Consider the following 25,758-nt stretch of genomic DNA (forward strand, 5'->3'; position numbering starts at 1 on the left):
TGCTGTTTGGTTGTCTGATTGCAGCAGCAATCGCCCTGGCCATCGCGCCGCGGCTGTCCTTCGGGGGGCGCACACTGCTGCATCGCGCCGTGCTGCTGAACCGGTATGGCGCGGCTGCTGTCCTGCTGACGCTGGGCGCCGACGCCAATCGAGTGGACAGGCGCTCCGGACAGCCCCCACTACACACGACCGTCTCTGGACACGACCGGGCGCCGATGGTGCGGCTGCTGCTTCGGCACCATGCGCGGCCCAATGAGCGCGACGAGAGGGGAGAGACTGCCATTGATCTGGCTCTCTTGGCCGGGTTCCCGGATCCGATCAGGGCGCTTCTGGAAGGAGGAGCCGATCCCAACGCCACCAACGCCGCCGGTGAGACCGCGCTGCACGTAGCAGCCCGTGGGCGGCCGGAGTGGCTTGACATACTCGTACAGCGTGGTGCCCAGGTTGATCAGGCTGATCTTGCCGGCCAGACCCCGCTCATGGCGGCTGCCGGAGCTGGAAGCGCCGACGCAGTCACTGCCCTGCTGTCGTGTCGGGCTAACCCCAATGCGAAGAACAGCAACGGCCAGACACCGCTCATGCTGGCCAGCCAGCCACAGGAGGGGAGTGCGGCGGTTGCCGCGCTGCTCAAGGGTGGCGCGAAGGTCAAGACGCGGGACGGTGCGGGCAAGACCGCGCTTCACTACGCGGCTGCCGGTGCCTCGAAGGAGACACTCACTCTTCTGTGTGACGCGGGCGCAGACCTGTCCGCTAAGGATGCCGCCGGCATGGAGCCTTGCGGGGCTGCTGAAGAGGCGGGGAATGAGACGAACCAGAGGTTCTTGATCGCCAGGCTTCGGGCCTGCCGCACCATCTTTCAGGCTGTTAGAGAAGGCGACCTGCGCCTGGTACAGCAACGCCTCGATGAAGGCGTTGATCCCAACAAGAGAGATGCTAAGGGCAGCACTCCACTGAGCTATGCGCTTTGGCGGCCAGAGATCGCGGCTCTCCTGATCAAGCGCGGAGCCCGGCCTAGCTCTCTACATGAAGCGGCCGCGGCGGGAAACCTGGCGGCAGTGAGGCACCTCGTGGCAAGAGGTGCGAGTGTCAACGAAGCGTTAGATGAGCACTACCCGTTGTACTATGCAGCCTCGTCCGGGGACCTCGACTCTGTGAAGTACTTGGTCGGTCAAGGGGCGAAGATCAACGCGGTGAACGGCAGCGCATGCGACGAGGCAAACGCGCTGGATGCAGCAGGTGCGCACTTCCCTGTACTGAAGTGGCTGCTGGACCACGGCGCGAAAGCCGGCCCTTTCGGTTACCCACTCATAGGAGCGGTCCGCAGACGCGATGAAGCAGCCGTTCGCTACTTGGTTGCACACGGGGCCAATGTCAACATGCATCAGGACATATCGGGGGACACGCCACTGAAAGCTGCGGCATCGGGTGGCAACCTGAGGATGTGTAGGTTGCTGGTCAGCCTCGGCGCGAAGATCAACGACATTGATCCTCATTCCGGTCGTGACGAAGATCCTGTACTGAGCTACGCCGTTGCCAACCTGGCTGTACTCAAGTGGCTTGTGGAGCATGGGGCAAACGCTAACCCGAAGGGCGGCGCCCCCTTGTTCGCCGCTGTGAGCGGGAGCCGTGATAGCGCTGTGAGATACCTCGTTGCTCACGGAGCTAAGCTCAATCAGCACAAGGATTTCGGGTACAGCTCCGAAGTCTCTGACGACACACCACTGAAGGTCGCAGTCGACAAGGGAGACCTCCAGATGTGCAAGCTACTCTTGGACTTGGGCGCAGACGTCAATTACGCGCCGAATGGGGAGACGGCCCTCTGGTGGGCGCAGAGGGACGGGTACGACGACATCGCGAGCCTCTTGCGAAAGCAAGGGGCCAAATGAAGTTACGATGGGTTGGCATTCCCTACGCCAGGACTGGGGTTCGGCGATCTCGCTCTCAGTCCCTATCGATGCCGGAGTTGTGGCGTTAACCGCCCTGGGGTGCGAAATGGCTGATAGGACCATTGGCGGTTGCGAGATTACCCGTGAGATTGGCCGCGGCGGCATGGGTGTCGTTTACGAGGCCCAGCAGTTGTCGCCACGTCGCACTGTGGCGCTCAAGATACTGCCCCCGGAATGGGCGCGTGTCCCGCAGATTGCGCGACGGTTCGAGAACGAAGCCAGCCGCATGGCCGCTCTGGAAGAGCATGCCGGCATTGCCACCGTCTACCTGGCCGGCGATGATCAGGGCGTGCCTTACATTGCGATGCAATATCTGCCTGGTGGTGATCTCGGCCAGCGCCTGCTGCAGGGCTGGCGGCCGAGCCTGCCAGAGATCGTAGCGGTGATCGCCGAGGTGGCCGAGGCCCTGGACTTCGCGCATCAGCGGGGCGTAATCCACCGCGACATCAAGCCGGCGAACATCATGCTCGATGCGGTCGGGCGTCCGGTCGTGACCGACTTCGGCATCGCGCGCGCCGTGGACGAGATCGGCGCCACGATGACGGGCAGCGCGGCCATGACTCCCGAGTACGCCTCTCCTGAGCAGATCAAAGGCAACCCCCTCGACGGCCGCTCGGACCTGTACTCGCTGGGGGTAGTGCTCTACCAGTTGGTCTGCGGGCAGCCGCCCTTCCAGGCGCCCACCGCCATGGCGCTGGCTCTAAAGCACATCAGCGAGCCGCCCCCCTCGCCGCGCGTGTGCTGCCCCAATCTGCCAGTGATACTTGAGGAGATCATCCTGCGCTGCCTGGCCAAGGAGCCTCACCAGCGCTTCGCAACCGGTCAGGCACTGGCGCAGGCACTACGATTGGTCAGCCTGCCAGCGCCGGCGGTGTCATTGCATACTCCGACGCCCGCGCCGGTGGTGGTACCTGTACCCCCGCCACCTCCCCCACAAGCCCGGTCGACTCCTGCCGTGGTCCCGCCGCCAGTTGCTCCTCCCCGCGCTGCCCCGGCTCCGGCCGCGGCGCCGGCGCCGCCGACGGTGGTGCCACCCATGGCCCCGCCGCCGGCTGCGGCGGATACGCCGGCGGTGTCCGCCATGCCGGAGACCGTGGTCGTGCCCAAGCAGAGTGAGCAATCGCCATCGGCAGAAGAGACCGGACGACGTCCCCGGGCGCGTCGCCCGTGGGTATATGTCTGCATAGCGATTGTCTGCCTCGGCGCGCTGGGAGCTGGCGCCGTCGCTCTGAAGGGCCGGCTGACGCCGCCTCCGACGCCCGCTCAGACCGCGCCTCAGACGTCTGCGAAACCAGAGGGTACCGCGCCCACCAAGGGCCAAGGCACGCTCGGGGAGACCGAGACGCAGCCGGGTGCGACGAAGACACCTGTCACCAGCCCGCCGGCTGCGGCGCCGACAGCAAAGCCGTCCGCTGGGAAGGCTCCTGCTCAAGAGCCGGCGCCGAAGAGCTCCGTCGCGCGTCGCCCGCGGGCTGCCGGATCCCGCCGCACCGGGTCGCGTCACACCGGGTCGCGTCACACCGGATCGCGTCACACCGGATCGCGCACCGGCCCAAGTGGCGGGTCAGGCGGCGGCGAACCTGGCTTTCACTGACGGACGTCGGCATTCGCCGTCGTGCCGCTCTGCTCGTGCGAACAAGCGAAAGTGAGATGACTCTCAGCAGTGACCTCTACGCACACGAGCCGGCCATTCACTATGATGCGACTAGCCTTGGTAATGTCCTACCTTGTGCTGGCCGGAGCGGGATGGGCACAGCAGGCCGACCGGGAAGCGCTGCGTCTTCTGAATCAGTCCGACCAACTGTGGAAGGCGGGCCAATTGGACGAGGCGATGAGACTTGCCCGCCAGGTCGTGTCACTGAAGTGCTGCGCCCGATATAGGGCCATGAGCTATGAGTACCAGGCCGACATCCTGGAGAAGAGGGGCAACCAGCAGGAAGCCCTGGACTGCTACCGACAGTCCCAGGCCCTGTTCGATCAAGCCTATGCCGACGCCACCGCCGCCAACGATGACGAGAAGCAATGCAAGGTCCTGAGATGGCAAGTCGGCAACATTGTCCGCATGCTTCAGATCGGGTTGCCAGGCGATGAGGCAAGACGGTGCTACGCATCAGCCAGACAATACGTACGGCTCTCTCAGCCGATGACCAAGCCTGTCGATGCCAAGCGCGAGTTGGAGGATGCAGCCCGGGCAATCGAGCAGCTCTGGTCCGCCATGCCCTCCCACTACGCAGATGTGCTCACTTCCGCGCGGCGCCTGTACGACGCGCAGTCCTACCAGGAGGCGATCACTGTACTGGAGCCGTGGGCCTCGCCCCCTCAGGCTCCGGATCAGGCCACCGACCTGGATGTCGCGGAAGGGTGTTGCCTGCGCGCCCTGTGCCTTTGCCAGATCGCCATCAAAGAGCCGGACGACACCCGCACCGAAGGTATGGTCAAGCAGGCGCAAGATCTGCTGCTCTACACGACGGCGTGCCCGGCGTCGCAGAAGCAGGAGGCGCAGCAGGTCCTCGCGCTGACTACCGAGCGCCTGGGCGAGCGGGTGTGGAAGGCGGCGCTGGACCGAGCCTGGCAGGCGCATGACCAGGGGGCGGTTGATGAGTGCCGCGAGGCGTTGGCCGCCTGGGTGGCCTCGAGTCAGCGACCCAGGGGCATGTCTGAGGCGCAGGCCGGCGAGGGACTCAACCTCATGGCATGGTGCTTGTGCCGCGAGGCCGCTGAGGCCACTAACCAGGCGAGCTTTGAGGACAGACTCAGGCAGGCGCGAGCCCTCATGGATCGCGGCCTCCAAGGCTCCGACAGGAGCAGGCAGTTGGCTGCTACCGCGCTCGCAGATGCCTCCGAGAATCGCTACGCGACTGCCCTCCGCGACGGGAGGACCCAGTACGACGCCAAGGCGTACGCCGAGTGTCTTGCCACCTTGCAACCCTGGATGAATCCTGGGGCGCTACCACTGGGGGCAACCGAACGCCAGAATGCCGAAGCTTTCAGTCTGCGCGGTCTGTCACTATGTCACCTATCGCTGACCAGCGGGGATGACGTCGTCAGCAAGCAGATGATTGACGACGCCAAACGATACTTCGGCTCGACCCACCGACTGCCGCGCGAGCAGAGAGAGGAAGGAGTCTCCGCCCTCGCCGTCGCGCTGGCCGATCTGGGGAAGAAGCAGTTCGCCCGACAGCAATACGCGTCGGCCTATCTCAACCTGAAGGAGTCGTGCGACTTGCTAGACAGTCGGGATCTGCGTTTCATGCTCGGGGAGTGTCACCGGCTGGACCCGGACAGCGCGAAGGCCTACCTGGGCCCCGCCTTCCTGCGCGACTGCATCTTCACCTACCAGCACCTCCTGCAGCAGGCGCCGGACAGCGAGGAAGGGCGAGGCAGTGCCCAGCGGCTGCCCGGGGTCATCCAGCGGTGCAATCAGACCGCGCTGATGCAACTCGATCCTGAACAGTGGGGGACCCCGGTGAACGAGATCGAGCGCCGGCTGCGCACCTCCCTCGTCGATGCGTACGGCACCTGGTGGCTGCCCGAGGGCGCTGTCGAGGGGGGAGGCCGGACCGGATTTCTCTTCGACTCGGTCATCGAGGCGACGACCGGTGCCGATGCAGCCAGACTGGCGAGAGAGCGGGGCGATGTATGGCTGGTGCAGGTCAGCACGCCGAAGACGGAGGCCGATGCGGCGGGTGTGATCGTTCGGGTTGCCTTCACCACCGAGGTCCAGCGGGTGGATGGCACAGAGACTCACCTCGCCGCCTCGATTCAGATGACCTATAAGGCAGATCGGACGACCCGGCGGGACCTTGCAGGCGCCTATGCCGCCGACCTGCTGAGGCAACTGCGCGAGCGATTTCTCACCGACCTCGCGCACCATGTGCCCACTATGCTGGGCGCTGCCGCGCCGGCGGAAGAGCCGTGACAGGCACGCGCATGGCATCTGAGCGGCCCGCGCAGGGGAGTTGTCGGGCAAGGGTGTTCAGTCCATGGCGACAGGCAGTTCTGAGAGAAGGCTCATGGCATGATCGGCACTACCATCGGTGGCTTCGAGATTGTGCGAGAGATCGGTCGCGGCGGCATGGGCGTGGTGTACGAGGCCCGGCAGGTTTCACCACGCCGCACCGTTGCACTCAAGGTGCTGCCTCCGGAACTGACTCACGTGCCCCAGGTGGCGCGGCGGTTTGAGGGTGAGGCGAACCGCATGGCCGCACTGGAACAGCACCCCGGCGTTGCCACGGTCTACGCGGCGGGCGAAGAGAACGGCGTCTCCTATTTCGCGATGCAGTTTCTGGCTGGCGGCGACCTCGCCCAGCGTCTCGCGCAGGGCTGGCGGCCCAGCTCTGCAGAGACCGTTGAGATCATCGCCCAAGTGGCCGAGGCATTGAATTTCGCACACGACCACGGGGTCGTGCATCGTGACGTCAAGCCGGCCAATGTGATGTTCAACGCCACGGGACATCCGGTCATGACGGACTTCGGGATCGCCGTGGCCGCCGATGAGATGCGGGCGACGGTGACCGGCACCGCGGCGATGACGCCGGAGTATGCCTCGCCGGAGCAGATCAAGGGCAACCCGGTGGATGGCAGGTCTGACCTGTACTCCCTGGGCGTCATGCTCTACCAGATGCTGTGCGGGCAACTGCCCTTCGAGGCCCCGACGACTATGGCTGTGGCGCTCAAACACATTAGCGAGCCGCCGCCACCGCCGCGGGCGCTGTGTCCAACGCTCCCGGTCGCGTTGGAGACGATCATTCTGCGATGCCTGGCCAAGGAGCCTCACGAACGGTTTGCGACGGGACAGGACCTGGCACGGGCGCTGCGTTCCGCGGACCTGCGGCCGTCGGGGCCAGCGACGTATGTGCAGCCGTGGGCGGAACCGGCCCCCACCATCGTCGGGACGTCTATCGGCAATGGGGTCTCCCCGGGACCAGTCGCAGGACCGCGTGCCCGCAGGCAGCCGTACTGGGCGCTGACGGCTCTGGCCATAGCCGGAGTGGTGGTCCTCGGCGCCGGTCTGTTCAGCGTGTTTGGGTTCGTGGACGTGCCGGATTGTGCGAACCAGACACCGGAGGAGGCTTCGAGTGCGCTCTCGGCGGCGGGACTGCCGGTGGGCGCCAGATCCGAGCAGAATCATCCGACCATCACGAAGGGCAAAGTCTGCGGGCTGAACCCTGTCGCCGGCAGTCGCGTGATGCGCGGGACCACGATCGCGCTGCTCATCAGCAGCGGTCCGAAGCAGGTGGATGTGCCCGCACTTCGCGGCCGGACCGAAACGGAGGCCCGCACGATGGTGCAGCAGGCCGAACTATTGATCGAGGTCGACCCACAGCGCCAGTACAGCGAAGACATTGGCGCGGGGCTGGTCTGCCTGCAGCAGGAGTCGCCAGGGCGGCGCGTCGATGCCGGGAGTACGATACACGTGGGGATCAGCCGGGGACCGAAGCCAAGGGTGCCGGACGTGGTGGGGCGGACAATGGTCGAGGCGAGGCAGACGCTGTCGAATGCCGGCTTTGGAGCGACCGTCACCAGAGATGAATATGACAACGCATCCCCGGGGACGGTGATTCGGCAAGATCCCTCAGCAGGCGTGGGAGGTGTTCCCGGGACGGCAGTCAGTCTGGTGGTTAGCAAGGGATCGGCGCCAATCCCGCCGCCCCCGCCGCCCACTTCAGGCGTCACAGGTGTCTGGCGGCGGACCCTTCTCAATGGCAGACGGTGCACCACGGTGGACGTCTGGGTAATCAGCAACGACGGAACAGCGGTCTACACGGAAGGGCGGACTCGCGAGGTACATCGCTGGCATCTGGAAGGTCCGGGTGTCATTGCATTTGAGACGGCATCATACTATGTCAGCTTTGGCGGCAACACGATGACCTGGAGCACGAAGTGGAGCAAATCCGGCAAGTCCCTCACCACCACTTTCGTACGCCAGTGACACCGGAGAACGAAATGCGTCTACTGCTTCCCACCGCGTGCGTAGCGGCATTCATGGTAACGACCGGCGTGGTGGTCGCGGATCCCAAGCTACCTGCGCGGCCACAGCACACGAGCTACTCGGTCCTCAAGCGTGTGCCGACGACACAGAAGGCCGTCGCGCTTACCATCGATCTGGGTAATACCGCCAGCCGTTACTCCTTCGGCCAGGTTTACGGATGGGTCACCCAACATGATCTGAAGGTCACGTGGTTCGTCACCGGCTGGTTCATCGAGCACTACCCGGACCTTGTCCTCAAGCTAGCTCAGAGCGGACAGGAGTTGGGCAACCACACCAACACCCACCCCTCCTGCCCGAAGCTGTCGCCGTCCCAGTTCAAGCAGGAGTTGCTGACGGTCGAGACGATGCTGGGCAGACAGGACCTGAGGATTACGCCTCCGAAGTACTTCCGCCCGCCTTACGGTGACACTAGCAGCAGTGTTGTGGACACCGCGCAGAGCCTGGGTTATCGGACCGTGATGTGGAGCGCGACCAGTGAGGACTATGACCTTCACTCCGATCCGCGGGAGGACGCTCAAGATATATTGGACCATACCAAGCCCGGCACAATCATCCTTTGTCATTCCACGCTCGTCTCTGCGAAGGTGATACCACAAGTCGTGCTGGCCCTGCAGGCGAAAGGCTATCTGGTGGTGTCGTTGGGCAAGCTGGTGCGAATGGCGCGAGCTAAGCAGTAACGGGAGGACCAATTCATGCTCGGTGAGGCCATCGGCGGTTTTCGGATCATCCGCGAGTTGGGGCGCGGGGGGATGGGCATCGTCTATGAGGCGGAGCAGCGCTCGCCGCGCCGCCACGTGGCGCTGAAGGTGCTGCCCCCGGAGTTGGCCCACAATTCTGGCGTGGCGGCGCGCTTCCGTGAAGAAGCCAACCGTATGGCGCAACTCGATGGGCATCCCAACATCGCCACCGTATACGCGGCAGGAGAGGAAGACGGCACCGCGTACTTCGCCATGCAGGTGCTGACCGGGGGCGATCTTGAGCAAAGGATGCATCGCGAGGGGCGGCTGGAGCAGAAGGAGGCTGCGGAGATCGCCGCCAACGTGGCCGACGCTCTGGATCACGCCCACCGGCAAGGCATCATCCACCGCGACATCAAGCCCGCCAACATCATGTTCAACGCCCAGGGCGAACCAGTGGTGACGGACTTTGGGATTGCCAAGGCGGCGGACGAAGTCCGCATGACACTGACGGGGATGTCGGTGTGCACGCCGGAGTATGCGTCCCCGGAACAGGTCAAAGGCAACCCGGTAGATGGACGGTCCGACCTCTACTCGCTGGGGGTGGTGCTGTATCGGATGGTCTGCGGGCGGCCCCTGTTTGACTGCGCCAACCCGATGACGTGGGCCCTGAAGCACATCAGCGAAGCCCCCCAACCGCCGGGCGTCTGGTGCCCACAACTCAATGCGCAGTTGCAGGCGATCATTCTGAAGTGCCTGCAGAAGGAACCGAGTGACCGGTTCGCCAACGGAGCCGAGATGGCGCGAGCGCTCCATAGCATCGATTGGGCGGGTGCTTGTGCGCCCGCTGTGGCGCTGGCCCCCACCGTCGCCGTCGCTACGCCTGCAGTCGCGGTGACAGCGGTAGACACAATCTGGCGCGGAGTGTACATCCCCATCCGTTGGCAGCAGCTAATCGCTGCGGCCGGTCTGATCTGCCTCGTCGTTGGCATTACCCTGGTGTTGAGCAGGCCCAAACCTGTTGCCGTCTCACGGTTGGTGCCGCCGGTATCTCAGCCTCAACCACCACCGTTGCCGCAGCCCCCTCCTGCCGACGACGAACAGACGATTCGGACCATGCAGGAAAGATGGCGCTCGTCATGGGTCAACCACGACCTTGACGGACACATTTCGTGCTTCTGGCCGGATGCCAACATCGATGGCACGTCGCGAGACAGCTATCGCGTCTATCAGCAGAAGGAATTCATTCGTCAGCCAACAATGGAAGTCACTATCAGCAACTTGAGCATCAGGCCCAGTGCCACCGGCGATACCGCAACTGCGACCTTCGTCCAGCATTTCCGTGGCACTGGCCCACGCTCCCAATATGAGAGCGAAGGCAACGTGACACACACCTGGAGCAAGCGCAATGGGGAATGGCGGATCAGTCGTGAAGATTTCTCCAAGATCTCATCACATGGACACTAGGTCAATCTGGCAGCGCTATCTCCCAACGGCGCTCTGTGCCATTGGCCTAGGATTGGCGGTATCGGGCCTGTTACTACTGGCTATGCCACCGCCGCATGCCGGGCGCGCGGCTCTGCCCGCGTCGAGGAAGAGCGTCTCAGCCTCTATCCCCTCCGTACCCCCAGCCGTCACAGTCTCCTCCGGACCGCCTGCCCCCACGCCAGTGGCAGGGGCGGAAGCGGCCCAGCCGAGCGCAGTTCAGGCCGACTCATCCGCCAGCCAGAGGATGATGGCACACATCAAGTACCTCTCACGGACTATCGGGCCCCGCGTCGCCGGCTCGAGGCAGGAACGACAAGCCATCTCATACGTCACATCGCAACTGTCGCAGATGGGATATGCGCCGAAGCGGCAACCTGTTGACCTTTGGGCGGATCTCTCTTCGTGCAATGTCATCGCGTCAAGAGTCGGCAACCAGCACCTGATGATTGTCGGGGCACACCTGGACAGTGTTGCAGGCACCCCTGGCGCGAATGACAATGCTTCGGGAGTGGCAGTGCTACTGGAACTGGCGCGGCACCTCATTCGCCACCAACCGGCGGTAACCGTTCGCCTGGTGGCCTTCTGTGGCGAGGAAGGTGAGTACCGGAACGGCCATTCAGTGGCGGGAACAGGCCGGCGAGGGTCCGCCGCTTACGTCCAATCTCTGAGCCAGGATGAACGCCGTCGCCTCATGGCAATGATCAACATAGATATGGTAGGTGCAGGACCGCCCAAGTTAGACGTCGGTGACATGACTGCTTCGGGGGAAGCTCCTGCTTTGTGTTGCCTGCAATTGGCGCATGAGCTGCATGTACCTGCCGCATTCGACCAGTTCGGCGGCAAGAGCGACTATCGCCCCTTCCACGATGCCGGCCTTCCGTTCGTCGCAGTGGCGTGGGGAGACGACCCGTCCCATCACACTCCTGCGGACAGTGTGTCCCTCGTTGATCCTGGCAAGTTGGACCAGACGCTACGTGTTGTAGCGACATATGTTGGCGATGCAGAGCGACTCCGCTCGGAGGGTCTGTTCTGAGAGATCTGTTGGCTGCAGGACGATCTTTGCCGTTGGAGTGGCGAGTTGATGCCCGATTGCGAAGATAACCACCGAGCGGAAGAAGAGCGAACATGCGATTGACTTATCCTGTACTGGCAATCGGATGGATTCTGGCAATGGCGATTGGAGACGGCGTCGTCTGCAAGGCGGACAGTATCGCGCTGGACTCGTCGATCTCTCCGATCGAAGGTTCCTGGGGCTTCAAAGACGTGACTTGTTCGCTCAGGGGACGGGAATTCAGGGGGATTGGGTATCCACAGCCCTCCTGGTCGAACGGTTTCGCATGTTTCAATATCACCGGCTACGCACGCTTTCAGGCCTTCGCCGCTATTCAGGAGGGTAGTGGGTGCAGGGCGACGCTTATCGTTGCACTTGATGGCGCCGTAGTGTGGCAGAAGCAAATGCAGGACGGTGATCCTGTCGTGCCGCTCGACGTAGCTCTGTCTGGACACCGAGTGATGCGGCTGGAGCGGCGAATGCAGGGCGATGGAGCGGATTTCCTTGAGCCAAGGCTTATCCGGGGCAACCCAGTACCGAACCCGTCGCAACCGGGTCCTCGCTACCCGCTGGACGGTCTTTCGACTCCCGATCAGATCATGGCATCGGTCCTGGGCCAGGGCAGATGGCTGTACGGCCTCCCGAACTATCCGAGGTACAACGGCAGCCAGGTACATGCGGCGATCGACATCCGATCAACACTTGGAGCACCCGTCTTTGCCATCACCGAGGGTACTGTTGATCCTAACACCGGCATGCACAGCGGGTTCGGCCCAGGATGGACAACCGGCGGCGTCATAGTCATAGGAAGTCTCGGTGACAACGGGTTACCGTATTACATTATCTACGGCCACACTCAGCCGCCCACCCTGAAGGTGAATAGTCATGTGGCAGCAGGTGACACCATCGGCCATATCGGCCCGTGGCTGGAGCAGGATGGAGAACCGCACCTCCACCTGAGTGTTCGGCTGCGGCCGCTGCCACTCCAAGGCTGGGGAACCCCGAACGCGACGGGCCACGCGGGGAAGACGGGCTGCGAATACGCGGGCAGTCCCCAAGACCTGATCGAACTGGGCTACCGTGACCCGATGACGCTGTTCAATGGGCAACTCCAAGCGGAGATGCATGTGGGGTCCGGGTTGCCAGATCCCGTGCGCGACAAGCTACTGGCCCGCTATCGCGCTGGCTACTATCCAGATCTGGCAGTGAACAACTTGGACCCGGTGCCGCAAGCCACAAACCACATCGGCCGGCCCGCCAATGACGCGCACATCGCTGCGGCACAGGCCTCACGTGTTGGCGCTGGGTACCTGCAGACATTCCAGCGGCACGACGGCCAATTCACTGCCCTCGCTCTCAGCGACGCGGCGGCGCCAGCTTTCTGGATCCATGGTGCAGTGTGGGCTACTTACGCCTCGGGCGGTGGGCCGAACACCCTCGGCTACCCGCGGAGCGAGGAGTACTCTGTCCCCGAGGGACGCGCTCAACGTTTTGAGAAGGCGACCCTGATCTTCAGTACCGTCAGTGGCCTAACCGATATCCACTGGTGAGCGCATGGGCTGAACTGGGCTGCCGCTGCACAATGGATCAAGATGGAGGAGATCCAGCGCCGGTGCCGAAATAGGTTCGCAAGGTCTGACGGCGTTGTCGCCGCCAAGGCCGCTCAGGATGGCTCTGGAGCCCATCCTGAGGCGTTTCAGGCGTTTTCAGTAGCGCAAGGCTCATAACCTTGAGGTCACAGTCTCAGATCCTTGCTCTCGCCACGTTACCAGCCGAGGCCGTCTGAACCGCGGCCCGCCGCAGGCCGTTGGGTACCAGCTTCGCTGCGCCTCAGTCCACCTGTTGCTGGGATGGCCTCCGTCCATTGCGTGAGAGCGTCCACCGCCGGATCAGGTGGGATGCCAGAATGCCGTAAATGGCGGCGTAGTGGGTCCCTGCTCGGAAGCCACAACCGCGACACCTCGCGGGCTGGAGGGGTAGTCGCGACGGTCAAAGCTGCAGGCGGCACCAGAGAACAGGACGTGGTACCCAGAATACCCTGTGCCTGAGTAAGCGCCGGGCGTGATCAGTGCAATGAGGCTGGACTCAACCGCCGACTCCATGGAGGAGTCTGAGCGCCCGCGTCGAAAGAACGTATCGGCTCCACGTAGCTTCAGCGAGTGACAGAAATGGGTACTTGCGCCAGAATTATGCGACCAATGGATTGCCTGCAACTGCCGCGGTTGAGGCCATTTCTGGGTACATACTTCGGCTTACAGACCCACTCTCCACCAAAATGGGTATTAGTCCAGGAATCACCGGCTCATTCTGAGAGGACAATTCCTCGGATTATGTCTTCCTGATCCCCCATTCGCTGCAGCCTCGTTGAGCCATATCACCGCCGGCCAAGTGCCGGTGCGGGAGCGTGATTGGCATGCAGTTCGAGGAAGCAGTGAAGCAGTCCCTCAAGCGCCTGGAGCTAGAGCGCGGGTGCACCTCGCGTACAGCCGAAGCGCACGCTTCCGACCTGCGTATCTTCGTCGGACACCTCAACGAAGCTGGTGTCGGGCCGGACAGCGGGGGCGCCCCGACGGTCACGATGAGGCGTTACGCTAGCTGGCTCGCGGGTAAGGACTATCGCCCGGCGTCGGTGCAGCGGCGCGTCTCCGCGGTCTTCTCAATGTACAAGTGGCTGATCGGTTACGAGCATGAGACCACCCATCCGTGCGCCGGCTCGGTTTTGCCGACGAAGCGTCGGCGCATGCCGGCGTTCCTGACAGCCTTGGCCTGCCAGCTCTGCTCACCCACCGGCCACGTTCACCTGCTGGCCGCCGATGTTGACCTGGATCGCTGGCAGGGCCAGCCTGCGGATGCGGGCCAGGGTCTCGACCGCCCGGAGGTACCGGCGCTGGTTCGCCGACAGGCGCTTCTCCCAGTACTCCGCCTCCTGAAAGCTGCCGCCAGCCTTGAGGAACTCCGAGTACCTGTACTCGGTCAACTGCAGGCGCATCCAGCACAGGACCAGATGGTCAACCAGCATCCGCTCCAGTAGCGGCGAACTCTCATAGCCCAGGTCGCGGCGGATGGCTTCCCGGCCTGCAAGCACTGACTCCTTGGTGGCGGGATAGGCGCTCACGGTCTCGACAACCGAACGGCCCGCCAGTTCTGAGAGATCGCCAGCGCACTTCCACAGCCACGGGACGGCCTTCAGGTGTTCCCGTAGGCTCTCGATGTCCGCCGGGTTGGGGCTCTCAGTGTTGCACCGCTGCAGGACCGCCACCGCTTCTTCCTGTCGCGTGCGTGGCTCGTCAGTCTGAGCTGGCATCTCGTTGCTTCCTCCATTGGCGGTTGTGCGTGTGGTACCCGCTGACCACGAGCACCGCCCCCGTCATCGTCCGGGCGAGGTCCCCAACGGCGTCAATCCGCCGGTCCAACTCCCGCTCCGCCTCCCGTGCGGCCGCGGCTTCGGCCCGGTCAAGCTCGTGCTGTTGGCGCTTCACCTCTTCAAGCCACAGCACCGGCGCGACCCAACTGCGGTTGCCAAGGTACTCCGTCACGACCTTGCCGCCCTCACGCCTGCTGCGATACCAGTAGCCGTTGCGCTGGTAGGCCATTGTCCTACACTCCTTCACTTGCCCCGCTTGCAGCGGGCCAGGATGACCGTCTGATCCTGTCGTCCACTACCTCTGACCGTGGGTCGGTCGCCTGCGTCATGTCCCTGCCCTCTTGGGCATACCTGTGGGGTATGGGCAAGGACAAGGCTTACATATACAGGCACATCCCAGGCCGTCGAACGGGCACAAACGTGCCTGTATAGATTATGTCTTGGCGTAGGGCACCGGAACCACGCGACGCACCGTGCGCGGTTGGTTGGGCTTGCCCTTGGTGCGAGATCGACCCCAGGTCGGGATGCGGACAAGTCCGTTCTCCCGCAGGCATAGCAACGCCTGTTGCTGCACTTCGTCGCGCATGTTGTCACAGAGGTCCCTCGCGGCTTGCTTCGTGAAGAAGAGTCTAGAGCCGGGCTTGATCCCGTGCCGGGTCTCGAAGGCGCAGAGCCCCTGGTAGACGCGGATCGCCTGGTGCCCGACGCGACTTCCCGCCCGCGCCACAAGCTCTTCGGGCCAGGCCCGCAGGTAGAATGCCCTGAGGTCGCAGTCCTTGGTGGATCGTTCCTTCCACGGTCCACGTTCATACCATCCGCAGTTCTTGCGGCCACAGCACAGGCGCTTGACCTGCTGATCCCTGCGGCACCCGCGCCGGCTCCACGGTCGCTTCGCGAACCACGCGAGAAGCTGCTCGACCCGCGCCCCGTCCACGCTCTTGTCCGCGCCCCACTGCCGGAACTGCTCTCCTGCGCCCTTGGGTGTCGGGATGACGGAGAGCAGCTCAGCGCCCACGAAGTAGGTTGTGGCATGGAGACGCCTCCGGTCTCTGGCAAGCTCCTCCGGCTGGAGACAATAGGCCTCCAGCAGGCAAGGCTTGATGTCGGTTGGTTTGCAGCTGAGTCGTTCGGCCAGTTCCGCTATCGCGTAGGCATGGTCATCTTCGTACATGGTTGGCAGCCCCTGTTTGGGTACCGACAGGCAGGGCGACGGGGCTGCCAGGCTCCTCGCCCCACCTGTCGGTCGGACGCTCCCTGCCGCCAGGCAGGAAGACGAGTGACGGGTATCATGACCGGCACGTCCGGGAATGGGGGGCTGGCCTACGGCCGTTCTTGGGGAGTGTCCAGCGTCTGGTGAGGTGCGAGGCGAGCAGGTTCTGAATAGCGACGTAGTGGGTCCGCGCTACCAAGCACTCCCAGAATGGCCCTGAGACGCTCTGCAGGGCCATTTTTCGTGATTCTGGCTTCCTGGACGGATCCTCCGGCAACCGCCAGAATGGGCACTTGGCTCGCAAGTCCAGGCAGTTGTCGGCTAGGGAGTCAGCCCCCATGCGTGCCCCACTGTTGCTCCAAAGCGACGACCGCTGCCCCCTAGAAGCTGCCGTCGGCGAGTTCCTGACCGAGTGCCGCTTGCGCCAGTTGAGCCCCACGACGCTGGAGTGGTACCAGTACGCGCTCGGGCCCTTCGTCCGCTTCGCGGCGGCACGCGGGGAACGCGACGTGGCTGCCGTCAGCCCGCAGACGGTGCGGGCCTTTCTCGCCGACGAGTCGCAGCGTGTGCAGGCCCGGCGCGTGAATCACTACCGACAGGCGGTTGACCGCTTCTATCGTTGGCTGGTGGACCAGGGCGAGGTGGGAGAGAACCCGGCCGCAGGTATCGCCAAGCTGCGGGAGGGCAGACGACTCATCGGCGCCCTCAGGGAGGCGGAGGTCCAGGCCCTCCTCGCACAGCCAGACACGGGCAGCTTCATCGGGCTGCGCGACTACGTGTTCATGCTCCTGCTGCTTGATACGGGGGTGCGTCTGTCCGAGGCATTGGGGCTACAGGTGGCACACCTGGACTTCATCGGCCAGACCTTCCGGGTCATCGGCAAGGGGAACAAGGAGCGGGTGGTAGGCTTCTCCAGCATCCTGCACGAGCATCTGCAGTCCTACCTGAGGCGGCGAGAGAGCGCTCTGGCCAGCATCGGCGCCGCAGAGTGCCCGTGGCTCTTCCCGGATCACCGGGGCGGCCGCGGCCGGCCGAAGGGCTTCCAGATGCGGCTCAAGCGGTATGCGGAAGCCGCCGGTGTGAGCCGGGTCCGCGTGAGCCCTCACACCTTCCGACACACGTTCGCCCTGTACTTCGTCCGGGCCGGCGGATCGCCGTTTCACCTCCAGCGGATCCTGGGGCACACCAGCCTGGACATGTCGCGCCGGTACTGCGAGCTTGCCGACGAGGACTTCCTCCAGCGCCAGCAGCAACTCAGCCCTCTCGTCACGCTGGCTGGGTTCAGCCCGGATCGGCGGCGCCGGATGCGCTGAGGTCGTCACCATGGGTCCACCGGCCCCGGGGTATGCGCCGCGCCAGCCGCAGGTTCAGGTGCATCGTCGCCAGTGGGGTCAGCTCGCGCTGGCGCGCCACTACATCAGCAGCGGATAGTTCGCAGTAGCGCCGACTCGTCTCGAGGCTGTTGTGTCCGAGCACCTTTTGCAAGGTGAATAGGTCGCCGCCACTGCGCACGAAGTTGAGGACGTACGTGTGGCGCAGCGTATGCGGGGACACACGCGCACCGTGTATCCCCGCGGCCTGGCCGTAGCCCTTGATGCGTTTACACCTCAGGTCCAGCCCGCAGGTCTGTGAATCCCTGGTGAGCCTGGATCTGTGCGCGGGCACAAATGTCCGCGCTTGCCGGAGGAACGCCTGGCGATGCGGGACCACACTTGCCGTTACAGGAGTGAGCGCCAGGAGCGTTAGGGCCCTGCGGCCGGCTTCGGCTTCTGCGCCCGCAGTTGGCCTCGCAGACTCAGAAGCCCCGCCGGGGGGCATGCTTCGGGATATTGCTCCCAGTAGATGCTCAGTGCCTCATCTATGAGCGCCAGTCCCTCCTCGACACGGCCAGCGCGCGCGGCGATCACAGCCTTCAGGCGGCGCGCACCGATGCCCTTGGGATCCGCGGCCATCAGCAGCGACGCCGCCTGACCTGCCCCCGCCTGATCGTCGCGGACGATGTAGTACCAGCCTTGCTGATAGAGTTTCTCCGCCGCCATGGCCTGACTGAGCGGCACGGCCTCCTTCTCCACTCGCAGGCGGCAGCGATCCGACCGTGGAGCGGCCGCGCCGGCCGGTAGCCCCTCCACCCGCTTCGGGTCGAAAGCCACACCCAGCGTGCACTCGCCCTCCGGCAGGGCCATCGTTTCCTCCGGCGTCAGCCACCATTCGACTGCGGTACAGTCGTCTGCGGCGAGCGAGAGCTGCGCGCCCTCCTGCTTGACCAGGTGCAGCGGCCACGATGCCACAGCCCCTTCCGCGTTCCTGACCGTCACTGACAGCGCCTCAGACCATGACCCTTCCGTGGCCGTGATGGTGAGAGGCTGTCCCGACGTGTTGGTGGCTGCGCGGGAGGTCTCCCGCCACAAAGTCAGTTCAAGCACCAGCGGCCAGCCCTGGTAACGCGGCGATCCACCAAAGACCGACGGTGATAGGACCAGGCGCGGGGCGGCCTGGGGAGGGGCAGCTGCCGCTTGCTGTGCCTGCACCTGCGGGCACCCGCAGGCACAGCTAAGCGCCAGCAGAGACACCGTCCGGACTGTCCTCCAAACGAGATCGAGGGGCGGCATCCAGAGCCTCCTGCAGTTCGGCGTCGCCAACGCGCACCTTACCTAGTAGGCGTCGTTCACGCGGATCTGATCTGCGCAGTTTCCCCGGCCCTCGGCGGCATTGCCGTACCGGGCCCGCGGCGACCGGCTTGGTGCGTTTACGCCCGTGCCGACGGCGGTGGTGCACAGACCAGCGCCGGGCTCCTCCTGCCGCCCGAATTCCGTCAGGAAGTAGCGCACGTTGCCGATCTTCGGCACTGCTGCATCCGCAAAGCTATAGCGCATGACGCAGCTCTCGCAGCCGCTGTGCTGGCCGCGCTGGTTCCCGAGAGTAATGCGTGCCCCGAGCCCGACTCCTAACGGCCTGAATGGCGTACCATCCTCGCACTCCACCACAACGAGCAGCCCCGGCGCACCAGCCAGAAATGCGTCTCTGCTGCTGTACTCCTTGAACACCGTCGCCCCCGAGGCAGCGTCCTTCTCTGTTTGCCACCAGACCAGAGCATCGAAATGGCCGTGGTGCCAGACATTGCAGGTGTGCAGCAGCTCGTGTGCTACCACGGAATCAAGAACGCGGTGCGTCTTTGCGCCGATCGTTCTCTGGGTCTCCGTTGCGGGATCAATCACGACCTCGGTGATGCCCTTAGGTGTAGCCGGTCCCCCGATCGCCTCGCACCGACCGGAGCTCCCGGTTCGCTGCCCCAAGAGGACCCCATGCTGGTCGACCACGTGCGGGCCCTGCGCGTGGTTGCGGTTGACCACGCGGGAGGTGCCCAACTCCTCCACCGTCAGGTCACTGTGGACTTCGAGCTTCGACAGATCTCTGAAAAGTTGGATGCCAGGTTTCAGATTCCCACCGACCGTATCACAGAGGAAGTAGTCCTTCCTCTTCGGGTCGCCGCAGATGAACTCTCCGTCCTCGAGGAAGCCGCGGTACTCCTCCCACAGCGTCAGGCCGTCGCCGCTGGTGCGGTCACCGGGGGGGCCTGCTCGTCATCCACCTCGCCGGATTGACCACTGACGCCCTTGTCCTGCTCCCAGGCATCCGCAATGTGATTGCCATCTTCGTCGTAGGGCAGGCCGACTTCCGTCCGATCGTCTTCTTGGAGGATGGCAGTGATGGGAGGGCCGTCGCTCAGTTCGGCCACGACCTGCAGCCGCCCGTGCGCGCCGCCGTCGAAGCAGGAGACGGTGATCGGGCACTCCGTGAGCTTTGGCTTGCTCCGGGCGCCCTGGCCGTTCGGGTCGACCTTCTCCAGACCGGCATTGTCGTCCTTGAGGATCTTCAGGTCGGGCTCCGTATCGTTCCACGGGCTGTTCATGCAGGAGCCCGGCTCCTTGCTGGTCTCCAGGAGCTTGAACTGGAAGGTCGCCGTCGTATTCTTGGGCTTGCCCCCGGTCTTCTTGTCCCGTAGCTCGACGTTGAAGCTAATCGTGCCCCCGGCCGTCCCCTGCTTGGTGCTCGCGGGCGGAATCCACTTCTTGTACTCGCCCGTCGGCTTGATGATCGCCTCTACGGGGGAACGGTTGTAGCTGTAGGTCCAGCTCACCTCGGCGGTCCACTTCTCCGTGAGGGTGGTGACCAGACCGGTGCTCGTCTCGTCGCCCCGGTTCACCGGCTCCCCGCGGATGGTCTTGGTGCCCGGACCGCCAGACCTGCTGAGGTGCCCCGAGACCGAGAAGCCGGGCTGCTTGGGGTCCCAGGTGCCCCGCATGTCCTTGAGGGTGTGAAGCTCCTGCTCCACCTTGTGAAACCCCTCCTGAGCCAACTGCGGAGGCCGGAGGGCGCCGCTCGGGTACAGGTTGGGAGCAATGGTGTGCTCCCGGTCCTCCTCGTCGTGGAGATCGCCCGGCCGGCGCTGGGGCCGTATCCTCCACGTCCAGCCCCTTTGGTCTCAACCTGATCCACATTCGGAAAGGGGCTCAGGACGATGGTATACGTGCTTAGCGGCAGCATCAGCACTACACTGCCCATCCCGCTTGCCAACGGTGGGACGCCTTTCCGTGCGGGGTTCGTAGGGGCGGCGTATGTCCAGCTGCCGTCCTCCATGGTCTGGTATCTGAAGGGAACCAACTCGCCCCCGTGCGGGACAGCTTCGACGCACCGGGTCAGGTTTCTGAGGCCACCGCCGCCCGAGCAGAGCACCCGGGAGTCTTCCTTCATCTCGAAAGGCACGCCCTGGCGGTAACGCCAGTTGGTCGTGCCGGTGAAGGTCAGCGTGATCCCTGCCCAGGTCTCGTAGACCTTGTCCTGCGACGTGTTCACGGGCCCGGACTTGCCCGTGTCATGGCACGTATCTCGTTTGGAGTAGGTGCCGGTATACACGGCTCGGACCCACAGCGTGCCTTCCGGTTCATCCTGGGCGAAGGCTCCCACTACTGCGGTCAGCAACAGTGTGATCACCTGCAGCGCGAAGCGACGCATAGGTGTCCTCCATCGTGCGAACGGCCCACGGCCCTACTCCGAGGTTCGGCTATTGTATACCATGCTCCTGCTCGAACGGTGTGGTCAGCATCTCAGCCTTACGCTCATAGGAAGGCCCGCGCGACGTTGAATCAGCAGCTGGGAGTACAGTTGGCCCGATCGCCTCGGAACGTGCCAGTTGGGGGCCGGCTCTTCTGTGTCAGCCTACGGAACACGCCATCGAGGGTAGGCGCGTCTGGACACGCCTGGTCAGAGGCGCGGAGGAGGGCGCGCGCACCGCAGGGGGAACTACCCCCTGGTCTCTGGCCCCCCCCCGCACAAGGACTGATCACAGAGGGCCGACCGCCCAGAGCTCAGTCTTTGGTCATCCTTGGAGGGTTACCGGTCAATGGTGGGCAGATAGTTCGGCTCACGATGACACTCTCTTGGGGGCTATCAGACGTGCCTCCTGATGTGAGCTAAGGACTGGAAGTGCCCTCGCAGGTCCAGCCAGTGCCCCCTCAGGGGAAATCCCCCTCACTCGTTACCCATGACGCTGCAGAGCTACCCCGATTCGCGCGTTGAAGCGCAGTGGCACACAGCCCTGCCGGACTGCAGCCGCGTCCAGAGAGATCTCGGCGGCTCACTGAGGCGCTTGGCGTGATCCAGCTTCACGCCGCCGTACTCGGGGCGCCAGCGGTAGAAGGTCTGCTCGGTGATCCCGATCTGCTTGGCCGCCTGCGGAATGGTGGCCCCCTGGCTGATCAGCACTTCAGCGTCCCGCAGCTCACCGATGATCTGTTCGGGCGTGTGACGCTTGCTCGGTATTGACAGACGACCCCTTTCATCGCCTCCAGCTGCCTCCATACCAACATAGCAGCTGGAGCCGTTCTGGACGGCTAGGTCAGCAATGATACCGCGCAAGCGGAGCACACTTCTCCGGAGTAGCCGTTCGTGCCATACGTAGTGTTGGCGTAGCAGGGCAGAAGAACCATCGGCGAAGCCTTCGCGGGCAGGCCCCCGCGCCTCCGCCGGCGAAGAATCATCCGTCTCAACTAGTCTGGATCATGGAGGTGGTATTGATGTGCCAGTTCTGTCACCAGCACGGCGATGGGAAGAAGTGGTACCTCAACGCCAAGAACTACTCTGATGATCTGCTCAGCGATGCGCGCCGCCGCCAGTTCAGCAAGGCGTTCGCCATTCCGGAGAGCGGAATGAGAGACCCGGTGGTCGGGCTGGAGAAGCTGGCCCGGGCGCCGGCCATCGTGCAGAATATGCTCAAGCCCCGCATCGTAGGGCGCAGCAAGCGTGTGCACTTCGGCCAGGTCCTGCCCCTCGAGGATGTCGCGCAGGTCTTCGCCTTCCTGGGCTCGATCGTGCGCGTCCCCTGCATCTGCCGCACGGTGACGGTCGGGCGCGAGGTGGGCTACTGCTACGGGGTCGCCCTGTCGCCCGGTGGCGGCATCTTCAAACTGCTCGAAGGCCTCGACAGCAGCTACATGGGCGGGCCTGATACCAGCCAGTTTGACCACCTGACCGCCGAGGAGGCGGTTGCGGCCTTCCGCGAACACGAGCAGGAGGGCTTGTGCCATACAGTGTGGACCTTCATCACCCCGCTCATCGGCGGGGTCTGCAACTGCGACCGCCGCGACTGCCTGGCCATGAAGTCGACCATCGGCTATGGCCTGAAGATGATGTTCAGGGGGGAGTACGTGGCGAACGTGGATCCCGACCTGTGCGTCGGCTGCCGGGCCTGCATGCGAGCCTGCCAGTTCGGCGCCCTCGGTTTCGGCCCGGCCGACAAGAAGGCCTTCGTCGAGCCCCGCGCCTGCTACGGTTGTGGCATCTGCCGCAGCGCCTGCAGCAAGAACGCCATCGCGCTGACGCCGCGCGCCGAAGTGCCCGCCGCGGCAAACCTGTGGTGACCGCCGGACAGCAGGGCGAGCCCTCCTGCCGTCGGCAGACCGCGTGGCCTTGTCTTGAGTCAGCGGGGACGGGGGATCAGGACCGACGCCGGGCGGTCGGCATTGGCGATGTTGACGCGCCCGTGCGGTCCACAGGCGAGACCGCAGGCATCGGGGTGTGATCTGTCCCTCCCACCAGTCATTCCCCCTGGGAGCTCTGACACGGCCGAAGACCCGCACCAACCGCTCCTCGCGGCCTCGTCGGTCTCGCTCTCAATGACATAGACATTGCCCCTGGCGTCAACTCGCATCCCATGTCGGGAGTTGATGCGCCTCAAGTGCCAGTCGGGACCGGCCCGTCATCGCGCTGGTGTCTCCGCCATATACGGCTGCGGGCTGCGCCACTCTTGACTGCTGCCGCCCATCGTCGGGCGCGCCTGGGACGGCGCGCCACTGTCAGTCGGTACCGTTCCGGCTCCAGGATGAAGAAGGGTCACGGTGCAACGACAGGGAATGCCCCCTCGTTCTGGTGGCCCCCGCCACACTGGCTGATCACAGAAGGTCAGCTGCCCAAAGCCCTTCATTGGTCGCATTTGGAGGGCCATCAGTCAATAGTAGGCATACAGTTCGGCGCACAATGGCACTGTCTTGGGGGCTATCAGACATGCCCCTTGATGTGTGCTCGTAGCCGAGAGTGCCCTGTGCCGGGGGCTCTAGCCCCCGTCTTGGTACCACCCGGAGTGAGAGTTCTGAGCCTGCAAGACGTAGTCTGGGGCCCGTCTCGGGGGCCCCGTCTGCCGTGTCGTGGCCGTCGTCCGGGCTGCCCTCACCTCGTGCTTCAGCAGCCTGTTTCGCGGAATCCGCAGGCGGCATATCCCTCAAGGAGCCATGCGGCCGTTCGCCGTTGTAGTCCTCGCGCCAGGCGTCCAGTTCCCCCTGGGCATCAGCCAGACTGAGGAACCAGTGCTCGTTGAGGCATTCTGCCCGTAGACGGCCGTTGAGCGACTCGCAGCAACCGTTCTCCCAGGGGCCGCCATGCCCCCCATGGCGGCACACGGGACAGGCCATGCCTGCCGCCCAGCTAGCACCGGACTCAGCGCGCTCGGTTGACACCGCACCCCACATCACGAAGGAGGACTTCCCCCATGAGCCAGACCACCCACGCTCTGCTGATCTCCATCGACGGCCTGCGCCCTGATGCGCTGGCCCTGACTCATACCCCTGTTCTCGACCGCCTGATCGCGGACGGCGCGAGCAGCATGACCTGTCGCGCAGACATGCCCTCGGTGACCTTACCTTGCCACCAGACCATGCTGCGCGGCGTGAGCGTCGGGCGGCACGGCGTCACCACGAACACCTTTCACCCGCTCGCGCGGCCTGTACCCAGCCTCCTTGACGCGGCCCACACCGTCGGCCTCAAGACGGGCACGTTCTACAACTGGGAGCAGTTGCGCGATCTGTCTGATCCCGGCAGCCTGGACGTATCCTGCTTCTCGCGCGAGTTGGACGTGCCCGCCGGTGATGACCGCGTGACCGAGGTGGCAGTCGAGTGTATTCGACGGTATGACCTGGGGCTGGCGTTTGTGTACCTGGGGCATCTCGACCTGGCTGGTCATCGGGAGGGATGGATGTCTGAGGCGTACCTGAACGCCATCGCCAATGCAGACGGCTGCATTGGTCGGCTGATCGATTGCGTGGAGCAGCTCGGAGGACGGGAGAGCGCTGCTGTCTTGGTCACGGCCGATCACGGAGGCCATGAGAAGGTCCACGGGACGGAGACGGACGAGGACATGCTGGTGCCGTGGGTGCTATGGGGGGCAGGGGTCCGCTGCGGCCATGCGCTTGAGGGCGAAGTGGACTTGCGGGACACGTGCACGACGCTAGCTCACCTCCTGGGCCTGCCGCGGAGCGCCGAATGGGAGGGCAAGGTCGTCACGGAGGCGTTGCTTCCCCGGGACTGAGCCTTCCGCGCCTCCACCAGCCGTCTCGCAACCGGCGACCCGCCGCACGCCTCACAATCGCGGGCTTTGCCGAGCCGCGGCGCCGGCCGCTGCAAGTCGCGCCTCTCCGCCGTTGCGCTGGCCAACGCGTCGGGGTGATGAGCCTGAGGGTTCCAAGTGAGTGGTCGCAAGCACCGAGGCGCCACTGGCTGTGGGTGGTGCAGAACGGGTCTGCGAGTAGCTCCGAGATCTCAGTTCGCCGCCGGCCGGGGAGGGCGACCTACCGGGAGATGCCACGGTCTCGTTGTCGGGCGCCTCAGCTCTCCAGTTCCTCCAGCAGGCCCACGGCTGTCTCGACGATCGGTTCGCCGAAGCCGGGCAGGTACGGACTGGAACTGGGCTCGTAGGCCCCCTCCTCGGACGCCCGGCGGGTTGGAGTGTACCCTACGCTATCACTTGCCAGTTCCAGCACCATCGTCTGGGCAAGGCGGGAACGGCGTTTGACCTCCAGCCCCGGTTCGACGAAGGGCTCGCCGCGTGTACCGACCAGGGCGAGGTCGCCGATGCGAAGAGCCTGCACGACCGTGGCGTGAGCCCGGGGCGACTCGGCCTCGAAGCGGCGGACGCGGCGCTGGAACGACCGCCCACCCATCAGGACCGGCTCGTCCGCGGCGAGGCGGTCCTCGATGTCCTGAGCCATGGCGAGCTCTTCCGCGGTGGCGGGCGGGCGTGGGTCGAGTGTCACTTCGGCCAGCACCCCGGCCACGGGCGCCTCGCCGATGGACTCCGCCCCGTCCCATGGCCACAGGGCGTTGGCGCCTACGATGGCCGCTGCACGCTCGCAGTGCTGGTAGTGGTCGTTGCGGTTGGTGGCACGCCCCATGACGTCTACGTTGCTGATGTCCCCGGAGGCCCCGTTGGACAGAGTGGCGACGAAGCTCTCCGCTCGCGGGCGCTGGAGCAGCGTGCCGAAGACCCCGAAGTAGTCAGCCGAGAGCGCAGTGAAGTCGTCTGGAATCCCCACATAGCGCAGGGCATAGTTTGCCAGCGCGCCATGGACCAGGATGACGGGCTTGCCGTCATCTGCCATGGGGCCTCCTACTCCTAGAGCTGCTGACGAGCCACGCGGGCTAGCCAGGTCGCTGGGCCGCAGTTGCCAGGGCTCGCACTTGCACAGTGACTTCGTCGTCCTGC

Annotated in this window: 19 protein-coding genes and 3 pseudogenes; 12 read left to right on the top strand and 10 right to left on the bottom strand. The window is 64.6% G+C overall.

Annotation, left to right across the window (positions count from 1 at the left end; translation table 11 throughout):
• The first annotated feature begins 89 nt into the window (after nucleotides 1–89).
• The 9 genes and pseudogenes from LLH23_01600 (at nucleotide 90) to LLH23_01640 (ending at nucleotide 13,831) form a co-directional block, all read left to right on the top strand.
• Nucleotides 90–1,886 (top strand): ankyrin repeat domain-containing protein, encoded by a 1,797-nt coding sequence (locus LLH23_01600; GenBank protein ID MCE5237172.1) that lies wholly within the window; start codon nucleotides 90–92, stop codon nucleotides 1,884–1,886.
• A gap of 106 nt (nucleotides 1,887–1,992) precedes the next feature.
• Nucleotides 1,993–3,540: a serine/threonine protein kinase gene (locus LLH23_01605; GenBank protein MCE5237173.1), complete on the top strand. Its 1,548-nt coding sequence runs from the start codon at nucleotides 1,993–1,995 to the stop codon at nucleotides 3,538–3,540.
• Nucleotides 3,541–3,663: 123 nt separating this feature from the next.
• Nucleotides 3,664–5,865 (top strand): hypothetical protein, encoded by a 2,202-nt coding sequence (locus tag LLH23_01610; GenBank protein MCE5237174.1) that lies wholly within the window; start codon nucleotides 3,664–3,666, stop codon nucleotides 5,863–5,865.
• 99 nt (nucleotides 5,866–5,964) lie between these two features.
• Nucleotides 5,965–7,878 carry a PASTA domain-containing protein gene (locus LLH23_01615; protein ID MCE5237175.1) on the top strand — a complete coding sequence of 638 codons (1,914 nt, stop codon included), beginning with the start codon at nucleotides 5,965–5,967 and terminating at the stop codon, nucleotides 7,876–7,878.
• A 14-nt stretch (nucleotides 7,879–7,892) separates the two neighbouring features.
• Nucleotides 7,893–8,615: a polysaccharide deacetylase family protein gene (locus tag LLH23_01620; GenBank protein ID MCE5237176.1), complete on the top strand. Its 723-nt coding sequence runs from the start codon at nucleotides 7,893–7,895 to the stop codon at nucleotides 8,613–8,615.
• Nucleotides 8,616–8,630: 15 nt separating this feature from the next.
• The gene (locus LLH23_01625; protein ID MCE5237177.1) at nucleotides 8,631–10,082 is read left to right on the top strand and encodes a protein kinase; all 1,452 of its coding nucleotides are present in this window, start codon (nucleotides 8,631–8,633) and stop codon (nucleotides 10,080–10,082) included.
• Between the two features lie 370 nt (nucleotides 10,083–10,452).
• Nucleotides 10,453–11,136 carry a M20/M25/M40 family metallo-hydrolase gene (locus LLH23_01630; GenBank protein ID MCE5237178.1) on the top strand — a complete coding sequence of 228 codons (684 nt, stop codon included), beginning with the start codon at nucleotides 10,453–10,455 and terminating at the stop codon, nucleotides 11,134–11,136.
• 92 nt (nucleotides 11,137–11,228) lie between these two features.
• Entirely contained in the window at nucleotides 11,229–12,704 is a 1,476-nt protein-coding gene (locus tag LLH23_01635; GenBank protein MCE5237179.1) for a peptidoglycan DD-metalloendopeptidase family protein, read from the top strand.
• 863 nt (nucleotides 12,705–13,567) lie between these two features.
• Nucleotides 13,568–13,831, top strand: a pseudogene (locus LLH23_01640) (site-specific integrase).
• A 102-nt stretch (nucleotides 13,832–13,933) separates the two neighbouring features.
• On the opposite strand, the gene LLH23_01645 reads toward LLH23_01640, so the two are convergent.
• The 3 genes from LLH23_01645 to LLH23_01655 all read right to left on the bottom strand — a co-directional run bounded on the left by LLH23_01645 (nucleotide 13,934) and on the right by LLH23_01655 (nucleotide 15,689).
• The gene (locus tag LLH23_01645; protein ID MCE5237180.1) at nucleotides 13,934–14,458 is read right to left on the bottom strand and encodes a hypothetical protein; all 525 of its coding nucleotides are present in this window, start codon (nucleotides 14,456–14,458) and stop codon (nucleotides 13,934–13,936) included.
• Nucleotides 14,442–14,747 carry a hypothetical protein gene (locus LLH23_01650; protein MCE5237181.1) on the bottom strand — a complete coding sequence of 102 codons (306 nt, stop codon included), beginning with the start codon at nucleotides 14,745–14,747 and terminating at the stop codon, nucleotides 14,442–14,444. Before LLH23_01650 ends, LLH23_01645 begins: the two co-directional genes overlap by 17 nt.
• Before the next feature lie 204 nt (nucleotides 14,748–14,951).
• Nucleotides 14,952–15,689, bottom strand: coding sequence for a hypothetical protein (locus tag LLH23_01655; GenBank protein ID MCE5237182.1), 738 nt, complete (start codon nucleotides 15,687–15,689; stop codon nucleotides 14,952–14,954).
• Nucleotides 15,690–16,066: 377 nt separating this feature from the next.
• On the opposite strand from LLH23_01655, the gene LLH23_01660 reads away from it, so the two are divergent.
• Nucleotides 16,067–17,041, top strand: a complete 975-nt coding sequence (locus tag LLH23_01660; protein ID MCE5237183.1) for a tyrosine-type recombinase/integrase — start codon at nucleotides 16,067–16,069, stop codon at nucleotides 17,039–17,041.
• Here the strand turns inward: LLH23_01660 and LLH23_01665 are convergent.
• From LLH23_01665 to LLH23_01685, 5 genes and pseudogenes are all read right to left on the bottom strand, one after another.
• The gene (locus LLH23_01665) at nucleotides 17,010–17,546 is read right to left on the bottom strand and encodes a site-specific integrase (protein ID MCE5237184.1); all 537 of its coding nucleotides are present in this window, start codon (nucleotides 17,544–17,546) and stop codon (nucleotides 17,010–17,012) included. The two genes, LLH23_01660 and LLH23_01665, sit on opposite strands and share 32 nt — an antisense overlap.
• Nucleotides 17,471–18,016 (bottom strand): hypothetical protein, encoded by a 546-nt coding sequence (locus LLH23_01670; protein ID MCE5237185.1) that lies wholly within the window; start codon nucleotides 18,014–18,016, stop codon nucleotides 17,471–17,473. The genes LLH23_01665 and LLH23_01670 overlap by 76 nt, the downstream gene beginning before the upstream one ends.
• A 363-nt stretch (nucleotides 18,017–18,379) precedes the next feature.
• Nucleotides 18,380–19,078, bottom strand: a complete 699-nt coding sequence (locus tag LLH23_01675; protein MCE5237186.1) for a hypothetical protein — start codon at nucleotides 19,076–19,078, stop codon at nucleotides 18,380–18,382.
• Between the two features lie 188 nt (nucleotides 19,079–19,266).
• A complete protein-coding gene (locus LLH23_01680) occupies nucleotides 19,267–20,061 on the bottom strand; it encodes a hypothetical protein (protein ID MCE5237187.1) in 795 nt (264 codons plus the stop codon).
• A gap of 1,310 nt (nucleotides 20,062–21,371) precedes the next feature.
• A pseudogene (locus LLH23_01685) lies at nucleotides 21,372–21,548 on the bottom strand (helix-turn-helix domain-containing protein).
• Nucleotides 21,549–21,802: 254 nt separating this feature from the next.
• Here LLH23_01685 and LLH23_01690 point away from each other — a divergent pair.
• Nucleotides 21,803–22,645 (top strand): 4Fe-4S binding protein, encoded by an 843-nt coding sequence (locus LLH23_01690; GenBank protein ID MCE5237188.1) that lies wholly within the window; start codon nucleotides 21,803–21,805, stop codon nucleotides 22,643–22,645.
• A gap of 858 nt (nucleotides 22,646–23,503) precedes the next feature.
• Here LLH23_01690 and LLH23_01695 read toward each other — a convergent pair.
• Nucleotides 23,504–23,632 (bottom strand): annotated as a pseudogene (locus LLH23_01695) (transposase).
• A 137-nt stretch (nucleotides 23,633–23,769) separates the two neighbouring features.
• Here LLH23_01695 and LLH23_01700 point away from each other — a divergent pair.
• Nucleotides 23,770–24,585 (top strand): alkaline phosphatase family protein, encoded by an 816-nt coding sequence (locus LLH23_01700; protein ID MCE5237189.1) that lies wholly within the window; start codon nucleotides 23,770–23,772, stop codon nucleotides 24,583–24,585.
• 295 nt (nucleotides 24,586–24,880) lie between these two features.
• On the opposite strand, the gene LLH23_01705 is transcribed toward LLH23_01700, so the two are convergent.
• A complete protein-coding gene (locus LLH23_01705; GenBank protein MCE5237190.1) occupies nucleotides 24,881–25,654 on the bottom strand; it encodes a hypothetical protein in 774 nt (257 codons plus the stop codon).
• Nucleotides 25,655–25,758 lie beyond the last annotated feature (104 nt).

This window comes from bacterium, assembly GCA_021372615.1.
Classification (GTDB): domain Bacteria; phylum Armatimonadota; class Zipacnadia; order Zipacnadales; family UBA11051; genus JAJFUB01.

What these genes read in the sequence shown, in the direction of transcription:
- LLH23_01605 (MCE5237173.1), top strand. Translation starts at nt 1,993, where the DNA reads ATGGCTGATAGGACCATTGGCGGTTGCGAGATTACCCGTGAGATTGGC.
- LLH23_01610 (MCE5237174.1), top strand. Translation starts at nt 3,664, where the DNA reads ATGTCCTACCTTGTGCTGGCCGGAGCGGGATGGGCACAGCAGGCCGAC.
- LLH23_01615 (MCE5237175.1), top strand. Translation starts at nt 5,965, where the DNA reads ATGATCGGCACTACCATCGGTGGCTTCGAGATTGTGCGAGAGATCGGT.
- LLH23_01620 (MCE5237176.1), top strand. Translation starts at nt 7,893, where the DNA reads ATGCGTCTACTGCTTCCCACCGCGTGCGTAGCGGCATTCATGGTAACG.
- LLH23_01625 (MCE5237177.1), top strand. Translation starts at nt 8,631, where the DNA reads ATGCTCGGTGAGGCCATCGGCGGTTTTCGGATCATCCGCGAGTTGGGG.
- LLH23_01630 (MCE5237178.1), top strand. Translation starts at nt 10,453, where the DNA reads ATGGGATATGCGCCGAAGCGGCAACCTGTTGACCTTTGGGCGGATCTC.
- LLH23_01635 (MCE5237179.1), top strand. Translation starts at nt 11,229, where the DNA reads ATGCGATTGACTTATCCTGTACTGGCAATCGGATGGATTCTGGCAATG.
- LLH23_01645 (MCE5237180.1), bottom strand. Translation starts at nt 14,458, where the DNA reads ATGCCAGCTCAGACTGACGAGCCACGCACGCGACAGGAAGAAGCGGTG.
- LLH23_01650 (MCE5237181.1), bottom strand. Translation starts at nt 14,747, where the DNA reads ATGGCCTACCAGCGCAACGGCTACTGGTATCGCAGCAGGCGTGAGGGC.
- LLH23_01655 (MCE5237182.1), bottom strand. Translation starts at nt 15,689, where the DNA reads ATGTACGAAGATGACCATGCCTACGCGATAGCGGAACTGGCCGAACGA.
- LLH23_01660 (MCE5237183.1), top strand. Translation starts at nt 16,067, where the DNA reads ATGCGTGCCCCACTGTTGCTCCAAAGCGACGACCGCTGCCCCCTAGAA.
- LLH23_01665 (MCE5237184.1), bottom strand. Translation starts at nt 17,546, where the DNA reads ATGCCCCCCGGCGGGGCTTCTGAGTCTGCGAGGCCAACTGCGGGCGCA.
- LLH23_01690 (MCE5237188.1), top strand. Translation starts at nt 21,803, where the DNA reads ATGTGCCAGTTCTGTCACCAGCACGGCGATGGGAAGAAGTGGTACCTC.
- LLH23_01700 (MCE5237189.1), top strand. Translation starts at nt 23,770, where the DNA reads ATGAGCCAGACCACCCACGCTCTGCTGATCTCCATCGACGGCCTGCGC.
- LLH23_01705 (MCE5237190.1), bottom strand. Translation starts at nt 25,654, where the DNA reads ATGGCAGATGACGGCAAGCCCGTCATCCTGGTCCATGGCGCGCTGGCA.